The 17,871-nt window shown below is 68.6% G+C and carries 17 protein-coding genes; 9 read left to right on the forward strand and 8 right to left on the reverse strand.

Going from position 1 to position 17,871, the window contains the following annotated elements; genetic code table 11:
• Positions 1-1,374, reverse strand: coding sequence for an L-serine ammonia-lyase (locus N2M23_RS06465; RefSeq protein WP_265444170.1), 1,374 nt, complete (start codon positions 1,372-1,374; stop codon positions 1-3).
• 88 nt (positions 1,375-1,462) lie between these two features.
• Between N2M23_RS06465 and N2M23_RS06470 the strand changes: the two genes are divergently transcribed.
• From N2M23_RS06470 to N2M23_RS06500, 7 genes are all read left to right on the forward strand, one after another.
• Entirely contained in the window at positions 1,463-1,939 is a 477-nt protein-coding gene (locus tag N2M23_RS06470; RefSeq protein ID WP_265444171.1) for an Lrp/AsnC family transcriptional regulator, read from the forward strand.
• The gene (locus tag N2M23_RS06475) at positions 1,936-3,360 is read left to right on the forward strand and encodes an aspartate aminotransferase family protein (protein WP_265444173.1); all 1,425 of its coding nucleotides are present in this window, start codon (positions 1,936-1,938) and stop codon (positions 3,358-3,360) included. Before N2M23_RS06470 ends, N2M23_RS06475 begins: the two co-directional genes overlap by 4 nt.
• 54 nt (positions 3,361-3,414) lie before the next feature.
• The gene (locus tag N2M23_RS06480; protein ID WP_265444174.1) at positions 3,415-4,245 is read left to right on the forward strand and encodes a hypothetical protein; all 831 of its coding nucleotides are present in this window, start codon (positions 3,415-3,417) and stop codon (positions 4,243-4,245) included.
• Positions 4,246-4,274: 29 nt separating this feature from the next.
• On the forward strand, positions 4,275-5,510 hold the full coding sequence (locus N2M23_RS06485; RefSeq protein ID WP_265444175.1) for a saccharopine dehydrogenase family protein: 1,236 nt from the start codon (positions 4,275-4,277) through the stop codon (positions 5,508-5,510).
• Positions 5,511-5,564: 54 nt separating this feature from the next.
• Positions 5,565-6,632: a winged helix DNA-binding domain-containing protein gene (locus N2M23_RS06490; RefSeq protein WP_265444176.1), complete on the forward strand. Its 1,068-nt coding sequence runs from the start codon at positions 5,565-5,567 to the stop codon at positions 6,630-6,632.
• Positions 6,633-7,117: 485 nt separating this feature from the next.
• Positions 7,118-8,866 (forward strand): HNH endonuclease signature motif containing protein, encoded by a 1,749-nt coding sequence (locus tag N2M23_RS06495; protein ID WP_265444177.1) that lies wholly within the window; start codon positions 7,118-7,120, stop codon positions 8,864-8,866.
• 245 nt (positions 8,867-9,111) lie between these two features.
• Entirely contained in the window at positions 9,112-9,531 is a 420-nt protein-coding gene (locus N2M23_RS06500) for a hypothetical protein (protein WP_265444179.1), read from the forward strand.
• Here the strand turns inward: N2M23_RS06500 and N2M23_RS06505 are convergent.
• The gene (locus N2M23_RS06505) at positions 9,497-10,657 is read right to left on the reverse strand and encodes an AAA family ATPase (protein WP_265444181.1); all 1,161 of its coding nucleotides are present in this window, start codon (positions 10,655-10,657) and stop codon (positions 9,497-9,499) included. The two genes, N2M23_RS06500 and N2M23_RS06505, sit on opposite strands and share 35 nt — an antisense overlap.
• Positions 10,658-10,718: 61 nt before the next feature.
• Positions 10,719-11,144 (reverse strand): hypothetical protein, encoded by a 426-nt coding sequence (locus N2M23_RS06510; protein WP_265444182.1) that lies wholly within the window; start codon positions 11,142-11,144, stop codon positions 10,719-10,721.
• A gap of 162 nt (positions 11,145-11,306) precedes the next feature.
• Here N2M23_RS06510 and N2M23_RS06515 point away from each other — a divergent pair, with 162 nt between their 5' ends.
• Together N2M23_RS06515 and N2M23_RS06520 are read left to right on the forward strand one after the other, a co-directional pair.
• On the forward strand, positions 11,307-12,416 hold the full coding sequence (locus N2M23_RS06515) for an LOG family protein (RefSeq protein ID WP_265444184.1): 1,110 nt from the start codon (positions 11,307-11,309) through the stop codon (positions 12,414-12,416).
• Positions 12,417-12,425: 9 nt separating this feature from the next.
• Positions 12,426-13,412, forward strand: a complete 987-nt coding sequence (locus N2M23_RS06520; protein WP_265444185.1) for a LuxR C-terminal-related transcriptional regulator — start codon at positions 12,426-12,428, stop codon at positions 13,410-13,412.
• Here the strand turns inward: N2M23_RS06520 and N2M23_RS06525 are convergent.
• From N2M23_RS06525 to pyrH, 5 genes are all read right to left on the reverse strand, one after another.
• Complete coding sequence (locus tag N2M23_RS06525) at positions 13,398-14,222, reverse strand: phosphatase PAP2 family protein (RefSeq protein ID WP_265444186.1); 825 nt, start codon at positions 14,220-14,222, stop codon at positions 13,398-13,400. The genes N2M23_RS06520 and N2M23_RS06525 overlap by 15 nt on opposite strands.
• A gap of 16 nt (positions 14,223-14,238) precedes the next feature.
• Complete coding sequence (gene rlmN, locus N2M23_RS06530; RefSeq protein ID WP_265444187.1) at positions 14,239-15,399, reverse strand: dual-specificity RNA methyltransferase RlmN; 1,161 nt, start codon at positions 15,397-15,399, stop codon at positions 14,239-14,241.
• Between the two features lie 9 nt (positions 15,400-15,408).
• Complete coding sequence (locus N2M23_RS06535) at positions 15,409-16,308, reverse strand: phosphatidate cytidylyltransferase (RefSeq protein WP_265444189.1); 900 nt, start codon at positions 16,306-16,308, stop codon at positions 15,409-15,411.
• A gap of 23 nt (positions 16,309-16,331) precedes the next feature.
• A complete protein-coding gene (frr, locus tag N2M23_RS06540) occupies positions 16,332-16,898 on the reverse strand; it encodes a ribosome recycling factor (RefSeq protein ID WP_265444190.1) in 567 nt (188 codons plus the stop codon).
• Between the two features lie 70 nt (positions 16,899-16,968).
• Complete coding sequence (gene pyrH, locus N2M23_RS06545; RefSeq protein ID WP_265444192.1) at positions 16,969-17,700, reverse strand: UMP kinase; 732 nt, start codon at positions 17,698-17,700, stop codon at positions 16,969-16,971.
• Between the last annotated feature and the right edge of the window lie 171 nt (positions 17,701-17,871).

Raw genomic sequence — 17,871 nt, forward strand, 5'->3', positions numbered from 1 at the left:
TCAGCACTCGATCACATTGACCGCGAGTCCGCCACGTGCCGTCTCCTTGTACTTCACCGACATGTCCCGGCCGGTGTCGCGCATGGTCTTGATCGCCTTGTCGAGACTGACCGTGTGCACCCCGCTGCCGACCACCGCGAGGCGGGCGGCATTGATCGCCTTGACACTGGCGATCGCGTTGCGCTCGATGCACGGGATCTGCACCAGGCCGCCGACTGGGTCGCAGGTCAGGCCGAGGTTGTGCTCGATGCCGATCTCGGCGGCGTTCTCGATCTGGGTGGGGGTGCCGCCCATGACCTCGGCGAGACCACCGGCGGCCATCGCGCAGGCCGAGCCGACCTCACCCTGACAGCCGACCTCGGCGCCCGAGATCGACGCATTCTCCTTGAAGAGGATGCCAATTGCCGCTGCTGCCAACAGAAATCGCACGATGCCGTCCTCGTCGGCTCCGTCGACAAAGTTGACGTAGTAGTGCAGCACCGCCGGGATGATGCCGGCGGCGCCGTTCGTCGGCGCGGTGACGACGCGACCGCCGGAGGCGTTCTCCTCGTTGACCGCGAGGGCGTAAAGGTTGACCCAGTCCATGACCTTGAGCGGGTCGTCGCGCAGTGCGCCCTTGGTCAGCTCCCGGTGCAGCTCTGGCGCGCGGCGCGGCACGCGCAGCCCGCCGGGCAGCACGCCTTCGTGCCCGATGCCGTTGCGCACGCACTGCGCCATGACCTGCCAGAGCGCGAGCAGGTCCGCGCGGACCTCGTCCTCGGTGCGCCAGGACAATTCGTTGCGCAGCATCACTTCGCCGACGCTCAGTCCTTCGCGCTGGCAGATCTCCAACAGCTGCGCACCGGTCGAGAACGGGAACTCCACCTTGGTGTCGTCGAGCACCACCCGGTCGGCGCCGGTCGCCTCCTCGTCAACGACGAAGCCGCCGCCGACCGAGTAGTAGACGCGGCTCGCGATCAGCTCGCCGCCCCCGTCATACGCATCGAACTGCATGCCGTTGGGGTGCGCCGGCAACGACTTGCGCCGGTGCAGCACCAGATCGGTGTCAGGATCCCAGGGGATCTCGTGGGTCCCGCCCAATCGCAGCGTATGGCGGGTGCGTGCCTCGGCGACACGGGCGTCTGCGGAGTCGGTGTCGACCGTCTCGGGCTGTTCGCCCTCCAGGCCCAGGACGACCGCTTTGTCCGAGCCGTGCCCGTGGCCGGTCGCACCGAGCGATCCGAAGAGCTGGGCCTCGACTCGACGCACGGCGTCGAGCTTTCCGGTGTCGGCCAGGCCGTCGACGAACGTCTTGGCGGCCCGCATCGGACCGACGGTGTGGGAGGAGGACGGCCCGATGCCGACGGAGTACAGATCAAACGCGCTCAACGCCATACCCAAAGCATAATCACCAGCCCACTCCAGCAACGAAATCCGTGGTCGAATGGTTGATTAACGTCACAACTCGTGGCAACATGCAGGCATGGCCGAGCCAAATCGCACATCTTCCCGCCCGGCGCTCGACGACGTGTCCAAGGCGATCATCGGACACCTGCAGTCCGACGGCCGCGCCGCCTATTCGGCGATCGCGCGGGAGATCGGCCTGTCCGAGGCGGCGGTCCGCCAGCGGGTGCAGCGGTTGCTCGACTCCGACGTCCTGCAGATCGTCGCGGTCACCGATCCCGCACAGGTCGGCTTCGACCGGCAGGCCATGATCGGCCTGACCGTGCACGGCGATCTGGGCGGCGTGCAGGTGGCTCTCAACGAGATGCCCGAGGTCGCCTACATCGTGCTCACCGCGGGCCGGTTCGACATCCTCGTCGAGGTCGTCTGCGTCGACGACGACCACCTGCTCGACCTGCTCACCGCCAAGATCCGGGCGATCCCCGGTGTCGCCGACACCGAGACCTTCGTCTACCTCAAACTCGCCAAACAACGCTACGACTGGGGAACGAGATGACAACAACCACAGCGCAATCCACCGATCTGACTCCTGCGGGCACGCCGCGCCAGGAGGCCGCACGGGACCACCTCTGGGGTCACTTCACCCGGCAGTCGGTCTACGAACCGGTCGACCAGGGCGGGCTCGGCGCCAACATTCCGCTGATCACCCGCGGTGAGGGTGCCTACATCTTCGACGACGCCGGCAAGAAGTACCTCGACGGCCTCTCCGGCCTGTTCACCGTGCAGGTCGGTCACGGCCGCGAGGAGCTCGCCGAGGCGGCCGCCAAGCAGGCCAAGGAGCTGGCGTTCTTCCCCATCTGGTCCTACGCCCACAAGCCGGCGATCGACCTCGCGGAGCGACTCGCGTCATACGCACCGGGTGACCTCAACCGGGTCTTCTTCACCACCGGCGGCGGCGAGGCCGTCGAGTCGGCGTGGAAGCTCGCCAAGCAGTACTACAAGCTGGTCGGCAAGCCGACCAAGCACAAGGTGATCAGCCGCGCGATCGCCTACCACGGCACGCCGCAGGGTGCGCTGTCGATCACCGGGCTGCCGCCGCTCAAGGAGATGTTCGAGCCGTTGGTGCCGGGTGCGTTCAAGGTGCCCAACACCAACATCTACCGGGCAGCTCCCGAATTCCGTGACGACCCAAAGGCTTTCGGCCGCTGGGCCGCCGACCGCATCGCCGAGGCGATCGAGTTCGAGGGGCCCGACACGGTCGCCGCGGTCTTCCTCGAGCCGGTGCAGAACGCCGGTGGCTGCTTCCCGCCGCCGCCCGGATACTTCGAGCGGGTGCGCGAGATCTGCGACGAGTACGACGTGCTGCTGGTCTCGGACGAAACGATCTGCGCGTTCGGCCGGATCGGCGAGATCTTCGCCTGCAAGGACTTCGGTTACACCCCGGACATCATCACCTGCGCCAAGGGGATGACCTCCGGCTACTCCCCGATCGGCGCGATGATCGCGAGCGACCGGCTGTTCGAGCCGTTCCGGCACGGCACCACGTCCTTCCCGCACGGCTACACCTTCGGCGGGCACCCGGTGTCGGCCGCGGTCGCGATGGCCAACCTGGACATCTTCGAGCGCGAGGGCCTCGTGCAGCACGTGCACGAGAACGCCCCGAAGTTCCGTGCGTCGCTGGAGAAGCTGCACGATCTGCCGATCGTCGGCGACGTCCGCGGCGAGGGCTACTTCTACGGCATCGAGCTGGTCAAGGACAAGGAGACCCGCGAGACGTTCAACGACGACGAGGCCGAGCGGATGCTGCGCGGGTTCCTCTCCAAGGCGTTGTATGACGCAGGTCTCTACTGCCGCGCCGACGACCGCGGCGACCCCGTCGTCCAGCTGGCGCCGCCGTTGATCATCGGCCAGCCGGAGTTCGACGAGATCGAGCAGAAGCTCCGCGGCGTCCTCACCGAGGCGTGGTCGATGCTCTGAGCGGCGACGCCGTGAGCACGCACTGATGTCAACGACTCTGGTTCACTGACCCGCGTGGAGCCGCTTCCGAAATACTGGATCGCCGCGCGCAAGGGCAGCCAGACGGCCTGGGGCTGGTCCAGCCGGTCGCTCGACGACGCTCGCGCCGTCGGGTACGACCGGCTGGCCCGTCTCCTGGCCGCGGTGCACGACGGCACGATCAGGGGCTCCTACGGCTGGGCGCCGCCGCGCGAGTTGACCCTGCACGAGGAGCGCGACGACGCCGGCGTGCTGATCGGGGTGGTGTCGCGCAATCGCTACGGCGCCGACGTGCTCAACACCGACCATTTCCTCATCGCCGACGTCGACGTCCGCCAGACGGTCGCGCAGCACGGGCGGCGGCTGCTGCGGCGTGCGTTCGGACGCCCCGAGGAAAGCACCAACAGCCCGAAAACCTTGGCACTGCGCCAGATCGGTGAGTTCGCGTCAGCGCATCCGTCGGTCGGGGTGCGGGTCTACGAGACCTTCGGCGGCTTCCGGGCCATCCTCACCGGCACCGGCCTGCCGCCCGACTCCCTCGGTGCCGCCACGCTCTTCGACGAGCTCGCGACCGACCAGGTGTACGCCCGGCTGTGCCGGAAATACCAGACCTGCCGGGCGCGGCTCACGCCGAAGCCGTGGCGCGCCGGACTGCGTGCGTCCGCGCCGGCCTGGCCGCCGGCGGACCCTGACGCGGAGGGGCAATGGGGTTCCTGGCTGCGCGACTATCAGGCGGCGTCCGCGCCATACGCAACCTGCCGGCTGGTTGAGGTCGTCGGACCGCCGCCGCGGCCCTCCGAGCAGCGGTTGATCGCGCTGCACGACAGGGTGACCCGGGTTGCCGAAAAGTCGTTGCCCCTCGCCTGAGCGACCGTCCTGCTACTACATTCGTAGACATGACTGAACGCGAGCACGACATCGTCCTCTTCGGCGCGACCGGTTTCGTCGGTCGGCTGACCGCCGAACACCTGGCGAAATTCGCGCCGAAAGGCACCCGGATCGCCCTCGCCGGGCGCGATCGCGGGAGGGTCGAGGCGGTGCGCCGGGAGCTACCGCGCGCGGCTGCCGACTGGCCTGTCGTCATTGCGGATTCGAGCAATCCGGCATCGTTGCGAGCGATGGCCGAAAGCACTCGCGTGGTGATCACCACGGTCGGCCCGTACGCGAAGTACGGCCTCCCGCTGGTGGACGCCTGCGCCACCGCCGGGACCGACTACGTCGACCTGACCGGCGAGGTTCTCTTCGTGCGCGAGTCGATCGACCAGTTCCAGGAGGAGGCGAACCGCACCGGCGCCCGCATCGTGCACTCCTGTGGGTTCGACTCGGTGCCGTCCGACCTCGGAGTGCTCGTGCTGGCGGAGGCCGCGCGCGCGGATGACGCCGGCGAGCTCGGTGACACGACGCTGCACATGGCGATGAAGGGCGGTGCGAGCGGCGGCACCATTGCGTCGGCGATCAACCAGCTCGACGAGATCCGCGCCGACAAGACGAAGCGGAAGGTCGCCACCGACAAGTTCTCGCTCAGCCCGGACCGCGCGGCGGAGCCGAGTGGCGAATGGCGCGACTCGGTCGCCGTCCGGCATTCCCCCGAAATCGACGCGTGGACAGCACCTTTCGTGATGGCGACCTTCAACACCCGGGTCGTACGACGGAGCAACGCCCTCCTCGGGCACGCCTACGGCAAGAGCTTTCGCTACCGGGAGGTGCAACGCACCGGCAAGGGCATCGGCGGCCGCCTCGCCGCAGTGGCGCTCGCCGGAGGGCTCGGCATCGGATTCGGCGCGCTGAACCTGAAGCCGATCCGCCCGTTGGTCGAGCGGGTCGTGCCGTCGCCCGGCGAAGGACCGGACGAGAAGGCACGCGCCGCGGGTTGGTTCAAGGCTGAGGTACGCAGCACGACATCCACCGGTGCGGCGTACCGCAGCATCGTTGCAGCACAAGGTGATCCGGGCTATGCGGCGACTGCGGTGATGCTCGGTGAGAGCGCGCTCAGCCTGGCGCTGCAGCGGGACGAGTGCCCCCTGCCGACAGGCCTCAACGGCGGCGTTCTGACGCCTGCGACCGCGCTCGGCAACGTCCTTGCCGACCGCCTCCGGGCGCGCGGCTTCACGGTCGAGGCCGGTGCGGCCTGACCGGCTGATCGAAGCGGACAGCTTTGGTCCGCCCGCTTCCTTAGGCTGCCGGGTATGACGACGCCACGCGACCACATCGCCCGCCTGCGCCTGATCGCGCAGCGCCTCGTCGGGCCGGCGTGCCCGACACCGACCGACGCGGTGCGGTGGATGACCTGCTCGCAGGCCCAGGACTTCGCCGGCGCACGGTGCGCGGTGGCCTTGCGGTCCGGCACCTCGGTCGCCGAGGTCGAACGCGCAGTGAACGCAGGCGAACTCGTCCGGTCGTGGCCGATGCGCGGCACGCTGCAACTGGTCGCGGCCGAGGACTTGGCGTGGATGCTGTCGCTCAACCGGGAGCCGACGCTCCGGGCGCGCAAGCGGCGGCATGCAGAGCTGGCCATCACGCCGCGTGACGTCGCGCGCGCGACCGAGGTCACCGTCGCTGCACTTCGTGGCGGCGGGCGGCTGGACCGCGCCGGGCTGTTCGCCCTCTGGCAACAGCACGGCATCGCTACCGAGGGTCAGCGCGGCATACATCTGGTGCAGGCGCTGTCGCTGGACGGCGTGATCGTGCTGGGGCCGATGGTCGGCAAGCAGCATGGTTTCGTGCTCTTCGATGAGTGGATTCCTCGCAGTCGCAAGCTAACTCGCGATCAGTCGGTGGCGGAGTGGGCGGTCCGCTACTTCCGGTCGCACGGCCCGGCGACGGTCGCGGACTTCCGGTGGTGGAGTGGGCTGCTGCAGCGGAATCTCTCGCCGGTGTGGGAGCAGGTGCGCGGCGAGTTGGCGTCGCTCGATGTCGGCGAGACGACCTACTACCTGGATCCGGCGACGTTGGCCGCGTGGGAATCGCTCGGCTCGGCGACCCTGCGACCGCTGCTCACGCCCGCCTTCGACGAGATCCTGCTCGGGTATGCCGACCGCTCCCCCACCCTGCCGCCGTCCGTCGCCGACCAGGTCGTGCCGGGCCGGAACGGCGTCTTCCGTCCGGTGCTGATCGACGGAGGACGCGCCGTTGCGACCTGGCAGAAACCGGCGAAAGGCATTGGGGACGTGAGTGTCTCGCCGCTCGGCGGCCGGCTCACTGCTCGTGCGACGCAGGCGCTTCCTGGGTTGACCAGGCGCTATCCGTTTGCGTGAGTGGGTGCGACGTCGCGGTTCCCGCGCTGCTGGCGTACGTGCCGGCCGCGGGATCAACGCGCGCCGCGGGATGACTGGCTGGCCGCGGGATCAACGCGCGTGCCGCGGGACGAGGGACCGCCCTCGCGGCCTCACTCCGCTTCGCTCCGCTGGCGCTCCGCTTCGCTGCATAGGGCCGCTCACGCGGCCCCTCGCCCCGCTCAGGATCTCGCCACGCACCTGATCGTGCCCCCTTCTGCAACCTTCCGTTGGCGGTGGTCGAGTAGGGCGAAGCAGCGAAGCCCTTGGGGCCGGTGGGGGCTGGTCGAGTAGGGCGGAGGAGCGAAGCGGGGGAGCCCGTATCGAGACCACCCCACTCCACCACGCAACACCATCCCACCCGCCAGCGACAACCCCCGCCTGATCCCACGAATCACACTGGAAACACTCACGATTCAGCCTTGTGCACCCTTCCCAACCACATCGAACACGTGTATGATTTGGGCATGTCCCAGCTGCAGCAGGCACTCACCAACCAGGTGATCGCTGCTGCCACCACGAGCGAACTCTTGGAGGCCGCACAGACGCTGCTGCGGGCCGCGTTCGACAACGCCCGCCACGACGCCAACGGCACACCAGGCGACGGCACGTGTCTTTCGGATGGCGAGTTGCTCGATCAGGTGCTCGCCACCCAGCAGGTGCAAAACTCCGCCTGGGCCACCCAAACCCTGCGGCTGGACCAACTCGCGCAACGCGAATACGACAAACACCCCGAAAGCCCCGACACGTGGACACCGTTGGAAGTCGGTGCCCGGCTGGGGTGGACCGACCGGCAAACCAGCCTGCGACTCACCCAAGCGGTCGACAGTGTGCGTCACACGCCGCTGCTGCTCCACCAGGCCGGGACCGGGGAGTTGGAGGGACGGAAAGTGATCGCGGTCAGCGACGCCCTCGCCGACACCGTCAGCACCCTGGAATCAGCTGACGGACCCCACACACCGGGGTTGGCCGCGAAGATCACCGACGCGATCCAGGCCGAGATCCTGGCCAGCGCCCCGGAGACCTCGACATCGACGAAACTGCGCCGCCGCACCGGGCGCCTACTGACCCAGCACGCACCGGTCGCAGCCGACCACGCTGCGGCGGCACGACGACGAGAGTCCACCGACGTGACCGTCGCACCCCAGTGGGAACCAGGCATGTCCACCCTCACCGCCGTCCTGCCCGCGTTGGACGCGGCGCAACTCATCACCGCAATCAACACGCACGCAAAGACCCTGCACGAGACAACCACGACAACCAAAACATTGGGCGAGTGCAGGGTCGACGCCCTCACCGACCTCGTGCTGTCCGATGTGCGGGTGACCGCCGAGCTCGTCTTGCACGTGCCGTTCCACCCGGCTACCGCCGCGTCCACAAACACGAGTCCGGAGGCCGGCACTGGCGGGACCGAAGCGCACGGCCGCCACCGTGCGACGGGCACGAGTGACGCAACCGGCACGGGCGTGGGCGGCGGGGTCGGCGTGCTGGACCGGCCGAGCATCATCGACGACACAGCAGCAACCGACGCGACACCCGGAGCCGTCGGCGCGTGGACATCGAAGGCACGACCGCCCGGTCCGCCTGAGTTCATACTCCCGATCAACTCGGTCGTCCTCGACCTCGACACCTGCCGCCCGACCAGTTGCCGCCCGATCAGCGGGGCCGAACGCCAACTCAAAGCCAAGGTGCTCGAGGCCGCGCTCCGCACTGGCACCCGACCACCACCCGATCGGATCCGCTCCCAGCAGTCCACACCCAGTGAAACTCCCGCTCCCACCGCGAACCCCGCGCGGTACCGGCTCGGTGACGTCCACGTCCCCGGTGTCGGGGTCATCCCCGCTGACGCGATCCGCGAACTCACCCGCCTGCTCGGCACCAAGATCACCCGTGCCCTGGTCAACGCGGACACCGGGACGGTGGCCGAAACCGCTAACCAGACCTACACCCCCGGCACCCGCCTGGCACGATTCGTGCGGGCCCGTGACCAGCACTGCCGATTCCCCGGCTGCACCCGACCCGCAACACTCACCGACCTCGACCACGTCACCCCGTATCCGGACGGTCCGACCGCAGCCCACAACCTGCAATGCCTCTGCCGACACCACCACCGCGCCAAACACGAAACCGGCTGGACCGTGTCAATGACCCCCGACGGTGCCTGCACCTGGACCAGCCCCACCGGACACGTCTACACCACCCACCCCGCCGACTAACAGACCGCTGATCTCGATACGGCCCGCCTAGCGGCTCGACCTACTCGATCAGCGTGGAAATGGCTCGGCCTACTCGATCAGCGGGCCAGGCGCTCGGTGCGCGGGTCGGCCAACTCGATCAGCGTGGAACACGGCTCGGCCCACTCGACCAGCATGCAACGCCCAACGATCCGGAATGTTCGCCGATCGCCACCGCGCCGAAATCTCGCATGCGATCGCGCACTCGCCTTCCCTACAGTCACGCCATGTCCGAACCGGTCCGCACCACAACGCATTCGCAGCAAGGCGCGCTGCTCAGCCGGACCGCAACGCTACTGGAGCGAGTCGCACACGACCGGGTGGTCGGGCGCCCGGTGGTGATCCTGGCGTCGGTCCTTGCGGGGGCAACGCGGGCGGTCCGCGGCTTCCGTGCCGACGGCGCCACCAAGGTGCTGGTGATCGCCTTCAGCACCGGCACCGGTGAGGTCCCTCGTGGCGACGAGGCCGAAACGCTCATCGTCTCGAGCCCGCCGGCAAAGTCGGTGATGGACGAACTCGCTGCCTGGGACCGGCTGATCGCGCAGCAGCGCCGCACCCGACCTGACGACCGACGCACCCTGACACCGCAAACCCGTTGCAACGAGGGGAAACTCAGCGCGTCCCCCACTCCCATGCCGGACGGCTGAGCAGTCCCTGACCCTCGACGCGGGTCTCACCGAGATCCTTGGCGAGCACGACCTCGCAGGTCCCGCCCGTGCCGGGCGCCAGCACGTTCAGCAACGGCCCGGCATGTGTCACCACCAGCACCTGCGAACGCTCCGACGCACGCTTGATCAACCGCCCGAGCGGCGGCAGCAACTCCGGGTGCAAGGACGTCTCGGGCTCGTTGAGCACCATCAGTTCGGGTGGGTCCACGGTGAGCAGCGCTGCTGCCCACAGCACGTAGCGCAGGGTGCCGTCCGACAGCTCGGCTGCCCGAAGCGGACGCAGCATCCCGGGCTGGTGCAGCGCCAGATCGAACAACCCGTCATGCACGACCACCTCGAGCCGCGCGCCATCGAAAGCGTCGGCGATCGCCGTCTGCAGGTCGTCGAAACCACTCTCATTGATCGTCTGCACCGCCGCGGCAAGATCGGCACCGTCGTCGGCCAGCACCGGCGTCCGGGTGCCGACCTGGGGCCGGCGCGCCGGCGCCTCCGCGTCGGCCCGGAAGCCGTCGTAGAACCGCCAGGACCGGATCGAACGACGCACCGCGAACACCTCGGGCGCGACCTGCGGGTCGGCATACTCGGTCAGCACACTGCGAAACGGCGCCAAGCCGTCGGTGACCTCCGACCATGAGCGGCCCTCCCGCGCCTCGACCAGGCCCCGGGTGCGCCGCACCGAGACCGTCGCCGGTCGCATCACCGGGCCGCTGAAGATCCGCTCCCGCTTGATCTGCGGATCGCGCTGGAAAGCCGTCGGCAACCCGGTGGGCTGCGGCAGCCCGAGGTCCACCATGTAGCCGAAATCGTCACTGGCGTAACCAAGTTGGAGACTCACCGGTCCCTTCCGCACGGTGCCCTGCACCGCCGCACCGCGCCGGGCACCAGCCAGGGACTCGGGCCCGGCCCAGAGCGCCGAGTGCAGCCCGCCTTCCCTGGCGAGCGAGGCGATCACCCCGCCCTGGCCGCAATCGGCCAGCAACCGAAGGGCCCGGTAGAGGGACGACTTGCCGCTGCCGTTGGCGCCGGTCACCACGGTCAACCGATCGAGTGGGACGACGACATCGCGCAGTGACCGATAGCCGCTGACCGCGAGGGTACTGATCATGCGGCAAAACTAGGGGGCGCCACGGACAGCGTGTCCGTGGCGCCCCTTAGTCAACCGTCGATCAGCAGGGCCCGTGCAATCCGAGCGACGCGCGGACCGCGGCCGGAGCGGAGCCACAGCCCACCCCGAAGGTGCCGAGGTCACGCACCTGCCAGGTGGAGCCGGTCTTGTGCAGCACCACCTGCGCCGGGTCGGTCTGGCCGTTCTTCGGGGTCACTGTCGCGGCCGCCCACGACTTGTCACTCGCGGCGAACTTGATGCCGCTCACGGTGATGTTGTCGGCCGACACCGCCCCGAGCAGTTTGCTGTGCCGCACGGCAGCGGTGATCTGCTGGTTCGCGGAGGGTGCTGCGGCCTTCGGCACGACGACCTTCGGTGCCGACGATCGGCCGAGCGTGCCCGATGCTTCGGCGGGCGAGACCGCGACCGCCGCACCCGCAGCGAGTACGGCGGAGGTGGCGATGGTGACGACTGCTGTGCGCTTCATGAACGAATCCTTCCCACGACCCTTCCTCAAAGGATCGCGTTCCCCGAGTGTCGTCGGACGCGTCTGCGCCCGACACCTCCATGACGGCCAAGCTACGACTCTGGTTGGCACGATCAACCCCCTGTAACACGATCGTGACCGCGGATGGGTTTGAATCGGCACATGCCCGCCAAGGAGATCGAGACCGTCGAGGCGCTGCGCGCGCTGCTGCGCACCGGACAGTCACTGCACCACCTGCGGCTGCAGGACCTGGACCTGACCGAGGTGGAGCCGGAACTGCTTCAGGTGCGGTCGTTCTCCGGCCTGGTCGTGATGGGCGGCCGGGTTTCCGGGCCGCTCGACCAGCACCTGCGGCTGCACGGCGCACTCGTCTTCCCGTCCGATCCCGAGGTGCCGTTCGACCCGTGGAGCGCCCGGCTCTACCGGCCCGCCGAGCTGTACGCCGGGCTCCGCGCGGGCGGCTACCCGCAGACCCCCGACTCACGCACCTACCAGTGGTCCCTCGCCCCCGAGACGCAGCGGGACGCCTACGCGACCCTGCTGCGAGCGGTGCACGACGACAGCGTCACCGACGCCCTCTTCGAGCTGATCGACGGCCGGTCGGTCGTGGGCGTGATGGGCGGTCACGCCCTGGAACGCGGAACGAGCGGGTATGCCGATGCCGCGCGCCTCGGACGACGCCTCGCGAGCTCGGGCCGGGTCGTCACCACGGGCGGTGGACCGGGAGCCATGGAGGCGGCGAACCTCGGTGCCTTTGTTGATGATTCGGCCGCGTTGGACGATGCCCTGCGTGACCTGGCAGCCGTGCCCAGCTTCCGGCCGAGCATCGACGCCTGGGCAGGCAGTGCATTGGCGGTGCGCGAGCGCTTCACCCCCGCGCAAACCGCCGGCCAGGTGCGCAGTCTCGGCATACCCACCTGGTTCTACGGGCACGAGCCGCCCAACGTGTTCGTCGACTGGGTGGCGAAATATTTCAGCAACGCGTTGCGCGAGGACCTGCTGCTGCGGGTGTGCAACGCCGGCGTGATCGTGCTGCCCGGCGCTGCGGGCACGGTCCAGGAGATCTTCCAGATCGCAACCCCGCTCTACTACGCAGCCGAGGATGCCGCACTGCCGCCACTTGTTCTCGTCGGCGAGGACTACTGGACCCGCACGGTGCCGGTCTGGCCGGCGCTCCGGGCCCTCGCGGCCGACCGACCCATGGCGCGCGCGATCCGGCTGGTCGACGATGTCGGCAGTGCGGGCGACGCAATCGTCGGCGCCGGTTCGTAAAGTGGTCAGGTGAAGCGTTCCGCGCCTGAGTTCAGCCCGTTCACCACCTCGGTGCTGCGGGCCGCCGACCGACGGCTGCGTGCCTGCGAACGCGGCGACGAGATGACCCGGTATGCCGCCTGTCGGGCCGCGCTGTGCGCACTGGCGTCGGTCGACACCTTCTACGTCGGTCATTACCTCGGCCCGACAACCCTGTCGATCCCCTACTGCGTCGACAAGAAGCAGTTTTTGAGCGCTGACGTGCAGCAGTTCGGACCGCACGGCATGTCGGCGTACATTCTCACCGGACAGACCTATCGCTTCGCGGTCGATGACGGCCATCGGGTGCGTCTCGGCTGGGACGTCAGCGAACACCCGGTCCAGGACGCCGTCGTGCTCCCGCTGCGCCGCGGCGACGGCACGGAAGTGATCGGCATGATCGCGGTCGAGAGCATCACCCCCGACGCGTTCGACGACGAATTCGTGCACGCGATGGAGTGGCTGGCCCGGGCACTGGTCTGGGAGATGAACCAGGACCGCGAGTTCGCCGAGGACCTCGGGCTCTACGAGCTCTACCCCGAACTCGACAGCAACCAGCCGCGCAACGAGCTCGAGCAGTTCCGTTTGCTCAGTGGCGAATTGGAGCGGCTTCGGCTGGCGCTGCAGAGCGTCGAGCTGCCGGCGACCGACGAGTTCGCCGATCAGCGTCGAGAGCTCGACGACGCGCGCGCGGCCGGTGAGCGACTGCATCTGCTGCTGGTCGACCAGCACCAGGTCCGGTCACCGGAGAGGCAGCCCGCCCAGCTGGAGTCCGCAGCGCTCACCACGCGCGAACTCGAGATCGCCACCCTGATCGCGGCCGACGGTCTGAGCAACCGGCAACTGGCCACTCGGCTGTTCATCTCGGAAAAGACCGTCAAGGTGCATGTCGGCAACGTGTTGCGCAAACTCGGTGTCTCGCAACGGTCGGCGATCCCGTTCGTGCTCGGTGAGATCCACCCGTCACGCGACCTTTGATGCGTCGACGGCGACCGGGGCGACCACCGTCTTCGGGTGCCGCCGGCGCCACAGGGTGAGCACCCCGCGCCGCAACCACGCACACCCGATCAGGATCGCGATCGCGACGATGCCGTCCAGCCACCAGTGATTCGCGGTCGCCACCACCACGAACACGGTGAGCGCGAAGTGCAGCGGCCCGAGCAGGCGCCACGGCGACGTGCTCACCTGCCAGGCATACCAGCCGACGACCGCGGCGAAGAGCACGTGCACCGACGGCATCGCACCGAAGTTGTCGACCGAGAATCCCGCGTTGTAGACCGACTGACCGTAGAGCTCGGCGGTGTCGACATACCCGGGCAGCAGGCGCGGCGGCGCCACCGGGAAGAACTGCACCACGAAGCAGCCGAGGGTGCTCAACGCCAGCACCGTGCGCACCTGCGGATAGCGATCCCGATGGCGGAAATACAGCCACACCAGGAAGATCCCCATCACGGTGAAGTGCATCGACGCGTAGTAGAGGTTCGCCAGACGCACCAGTGCGTCATGCCCGAGGATCAGGTCCTGCACGGTGCGCTCGCTCGGGAGGAAGAGGTCGGACTGCACCCGGGCGATCCGTTCGGCCCGGCCTATCGCGTCCCCACCGGCGTCGGAGGTGACCTGCTGCAGGACCTGCCAGATCGCGAAAAGCCAGGCCACGATTGCGGCTTCACGGCAGAAGGTCGCGGCGCCGGGTCGGCGGCCACGCAGCAGCAACCAGATGACCGCCAGCACACTGCCCAGCACCAGGGCCTGACGCCAGGTCAGCATGAGGTTGGGCAACGAAGTCAACGCAACGCCCTGTCGATCAGGCGGTGGAGGCGGCCAATTGCCCGCAGGCGCCGTCGATGTCGGAGCCGCGGGTGTCCCGGATGGTCGTCGGTATGCCGTGGGCTCGCAGCCGCTCGACGAACTGCTGCTCGACCCCCTTGCGGGACGCCGTCCATTTCGAGCCCGGCGTCGGGTTCAGCGGGATCGGGTTGACGTGCACCCAGCCCTTGCCGCGCGCGGTGAGCTTCTCACCGAGCAGGTCGGCGCGCCACGCCTGGTCGTTGATGTCGCGGATCAGCGCGTACTCGATGGACACTCGCCGCCCGGTCTGCTCGTAATACCGGTATGCCGCATCAAGCGCCTCATCGACGGTCCACCGGGTGTTGATGGGCACCAGCTCGTTGCGCAGCTCATCGTCCGGAGCATGCAGTGAGAGCGCGAGCGTGACCGGAATGCCTTCTGCGGCAAGCTTGTCGATCGCCGGCACCAGACCGACGGTGGACATGGTGATGCCGCGGGCCGACATGCCAAGGCCGGCGGGGGCGGGGTCGGTGAGGCGGCGGATCGCGTTCACCGCCTGGCGGTAGTTGGCCAGGGCCTCGCCCATGCCCATGAAGACGACGTTGGACACCCGCAGCGGCTGCTCGCGGGACTCCTCGTCCCCGCCGGCGAGTTCGCCGGTGCGCAGCATCCGGGCACCGGCCACCACCTGCTCGACGATCTCGGCGGTGGTCAGGTTGCGGGTCAGCCCCTCCTGACCGGTCGCGCAGAACGGACAGTTCATCCCGCAGCCGGCCTGGCTCGAGATGCACATCGTCACCCGGTGCGGGTAGCGCATCAGCACCGACTCCACGAGTGCGCCGTCGAAGAGCCGCCAGACCTGCTTGATCGTGCGACCGTCGTCGGCCTGCACCGCGCGCACCGGCGTCATCAGCCGCGGCAGCATCGCCGACACCAATTCATCCCGGCCTGCTGCGGGCAGGTCGGTCATCACCGCGGCATCGTCGACGAACCGCTCGAAGTAGTGCGTCGACAGCTGTTTGGCACGGAACCCCTTGTGCCCCAACGCTTCGACCGCTTCCTTGCGGCCGGCCTCGTCGAAATCGGCCAGGTGCTGCGGCGGCTTGCCGCGCCGCGGCGCGGTGAAGGTCAGCTCACCCGGCTTGGGGCGGCGCGTGGGGTCGGGCAGATCGGTCACGACGGGCTCCTACTTGACCGCGACCAGCGGCGTCAGCACCGCCCAGGCGACCGGCACCACCAGCAGCAGCGAGTCGAGACGGTCCATCAGACCGCCGTGCCCGGGGATGAGATTGCTCATGTCCTTGATGCCGAGGTCACGCTTGATCATGGACTCGCAGAGATCACCGACGGTCGCGGCGATCACCGCGAGCGCACCCAGTAGCGCGCCGACCCACCAGCGACCGTCGAGGATCAGCCAGACCGTCAGCGCACCACCCACCACGCAGGCGGTCACCGATCCGGCGAAACCCTCCCAGGATTTCTTCGGGGAGACGCTGGGCGCCATCGGGTGCTTGCCGGCGACGACGCCCACGACATACCCGCCGATGTCGCTGCAGATCGTGACGATGATGAAGACGCAGATCCGGCCCGGTCCGTCGTCGTGGTGCAACAGCAGCATCGCAAAGCCCACCAGCGCGGGCACGTAGAGCGTGATCAGCGCGCCCGCCGCCACGTCGGACGGCATCTGCTCCAGGCTCCCGAACGACCGCCAGACGAGTATGGCGAGAACAGCGACAACGACACCGAACGCGAGCGCGGGGGCGCCCCACAGATAGGCCACGAGCGGCACCACCGCCGCCGCGGCGACGGTCGGCACTGCCGGCGGGTGCATCCGTCCGTGCGCCATCGCGCGCAGCAGCTCCACCGTGCCGATGACCGAGGCGACCATCGCCAGGCCGACGAACAGCTCCTTGCGGATGAACAGGCTGGCCAACACGATCGCGCCGAGCAGCACGCCGACGCCGATCGCGGCATACAAATTGCGACCGGCGCGTGGCGTCGGATTGTGCTCACCGTCGGCGGCCGGCACGGCCGGCGTGACGGAGCGCGCCTCGCGAGCCGCGCGGCGTGAGCTGGGTTCGGACATCAACGTCACCGGCGAGAGCGACCTCAGACCTCGAGGAGCTCGGCCTCCTTGCCCTTCAGCAGCTCGTCAACGGCGTCGACGTGCTTCTTGGTCGTCGCCTCCAGCTCCTTCTCGTGCCGGGAGCCCTCGTCCTCGCCGATGTCGCCGTCCTTGACCGCGCGGTCGATGTCTTCCTTGGCCTTGCGGCGCACATTGCGGATCGACACCTTGGCGTCCTCACCCTTCTGCCGGGCGAGCTTGATGTAGTCCTTGCGGCGCTCCTCGGTCAGCGCGGGCAGCACGACGCGGATCACGTTGCCGTCGTTGCCCGGGTTGACACCCAGGTCGCTCTCGCGCAAAGCCTTTTCGATGTTTGCCATCGAGCCCTTGTCGAAGGGCTGGATCAGCACCGTGCGTGCCTCCGGCGTCTGGAACGACGCCAGCTGCTGCAGCGGCGTCGGCGCGCCGTAGTAGTCGACCATCAGCTTGTTGAACATCGCCGCGTTGGCCCGGCCGGTGCGGATCGAGGCGAAGTCCTCCTTGGCGACCTCGACCGCCTTCTCCATCTTGTCCTCGGCCTCGAGCAGGCTGTCGTCGATGCTGCCGTCCATGGTGTGCTGACCTTCTTCGTCGATGTGGGTTGTCGAAACTTGGTGGGGTATGGCGGGTGCCGGCGCGCGATCAGGCGCTGACCAGCGTCCCGATCTTCTCACCTTGCAGGGCCTTGGTGATGTTGCCCGGGCCCTGCATGCCGAAGACCCGCATCGGCAGGTCGTTGTCCATGCAGAGGCTGAACGCCGCGGCGTCGACGATGCGCAGGTTCTGCGCGAGCGCGTCGGCGAACGAGACGGTCTCCAGCTTGGTGGCGTTCGGGTCCTGCTTCGGGTCCGCGGTGTAGACCCCGTCGACGCCGCTCTTGGCGATCAGCACGATGTCGCACCGGATTTCCAGCGCTCGCTGCGCGCTGACCGTGTCGGTGGAGAAGAACGGCATGCCGGCGCCCGCGCCGAAGATGACGACCCGGCCCTTCTCCAGGTGCCGCATCGCGCGTCGCGGGATATAGGGCTCGGCGACCTGACCCATCGTGATCGCGGTCTGCACCCGCGTGTCGATGCCTTCCTTCTCCAGGAAGTCCTGCAACGCCAGGCAGTTCATCACCGTGCCGAGCATGCCCATGTAGTCGGCGCGGGTGCGGTCCATGCCGCGCTGCTGCAACTCGGCGCCGCGGAAGAAGTTGCCACCGCCGACGACGACCGCGATCTCCACTCCACTGCGGGAGGCCTCGGCGATCTGTTCGGCCACCCCGCGGACCACCTCGGGGTCGAGCCCGATCTGGCCGCCGCCGAAGACTTCGCCGGAGAGTTTGAGGAGCACTCGCTGCGGGGTTTCGGTCGGGGCAGGGCTGATGGTCATCGCGGCCTCCGGGGTGCGGCAGACGTGAGCAGCGGTCGGTAGATCCTGCCACAACCGGGGCCGGGCACTGCCGGGCGGTCTGGACGAGGCCGAATCTGCGCCTGCCGTGGACATGCGCCACTGAACCGGATTAGCGTCGGGTCGGTTGGTCCCGTCATACCTGCCCGTCAT

It is taken from the genome of Flexivirga meconopsidis, assembly GCF_026162425.1.
Taxonomy (GTDB): domain Bacteria; phylum Actinomycetota; class Actinomycetes; order Actinomycetales; family Dermatophilaceae; genus Flexivirga; species Flexivirga meconopsidis.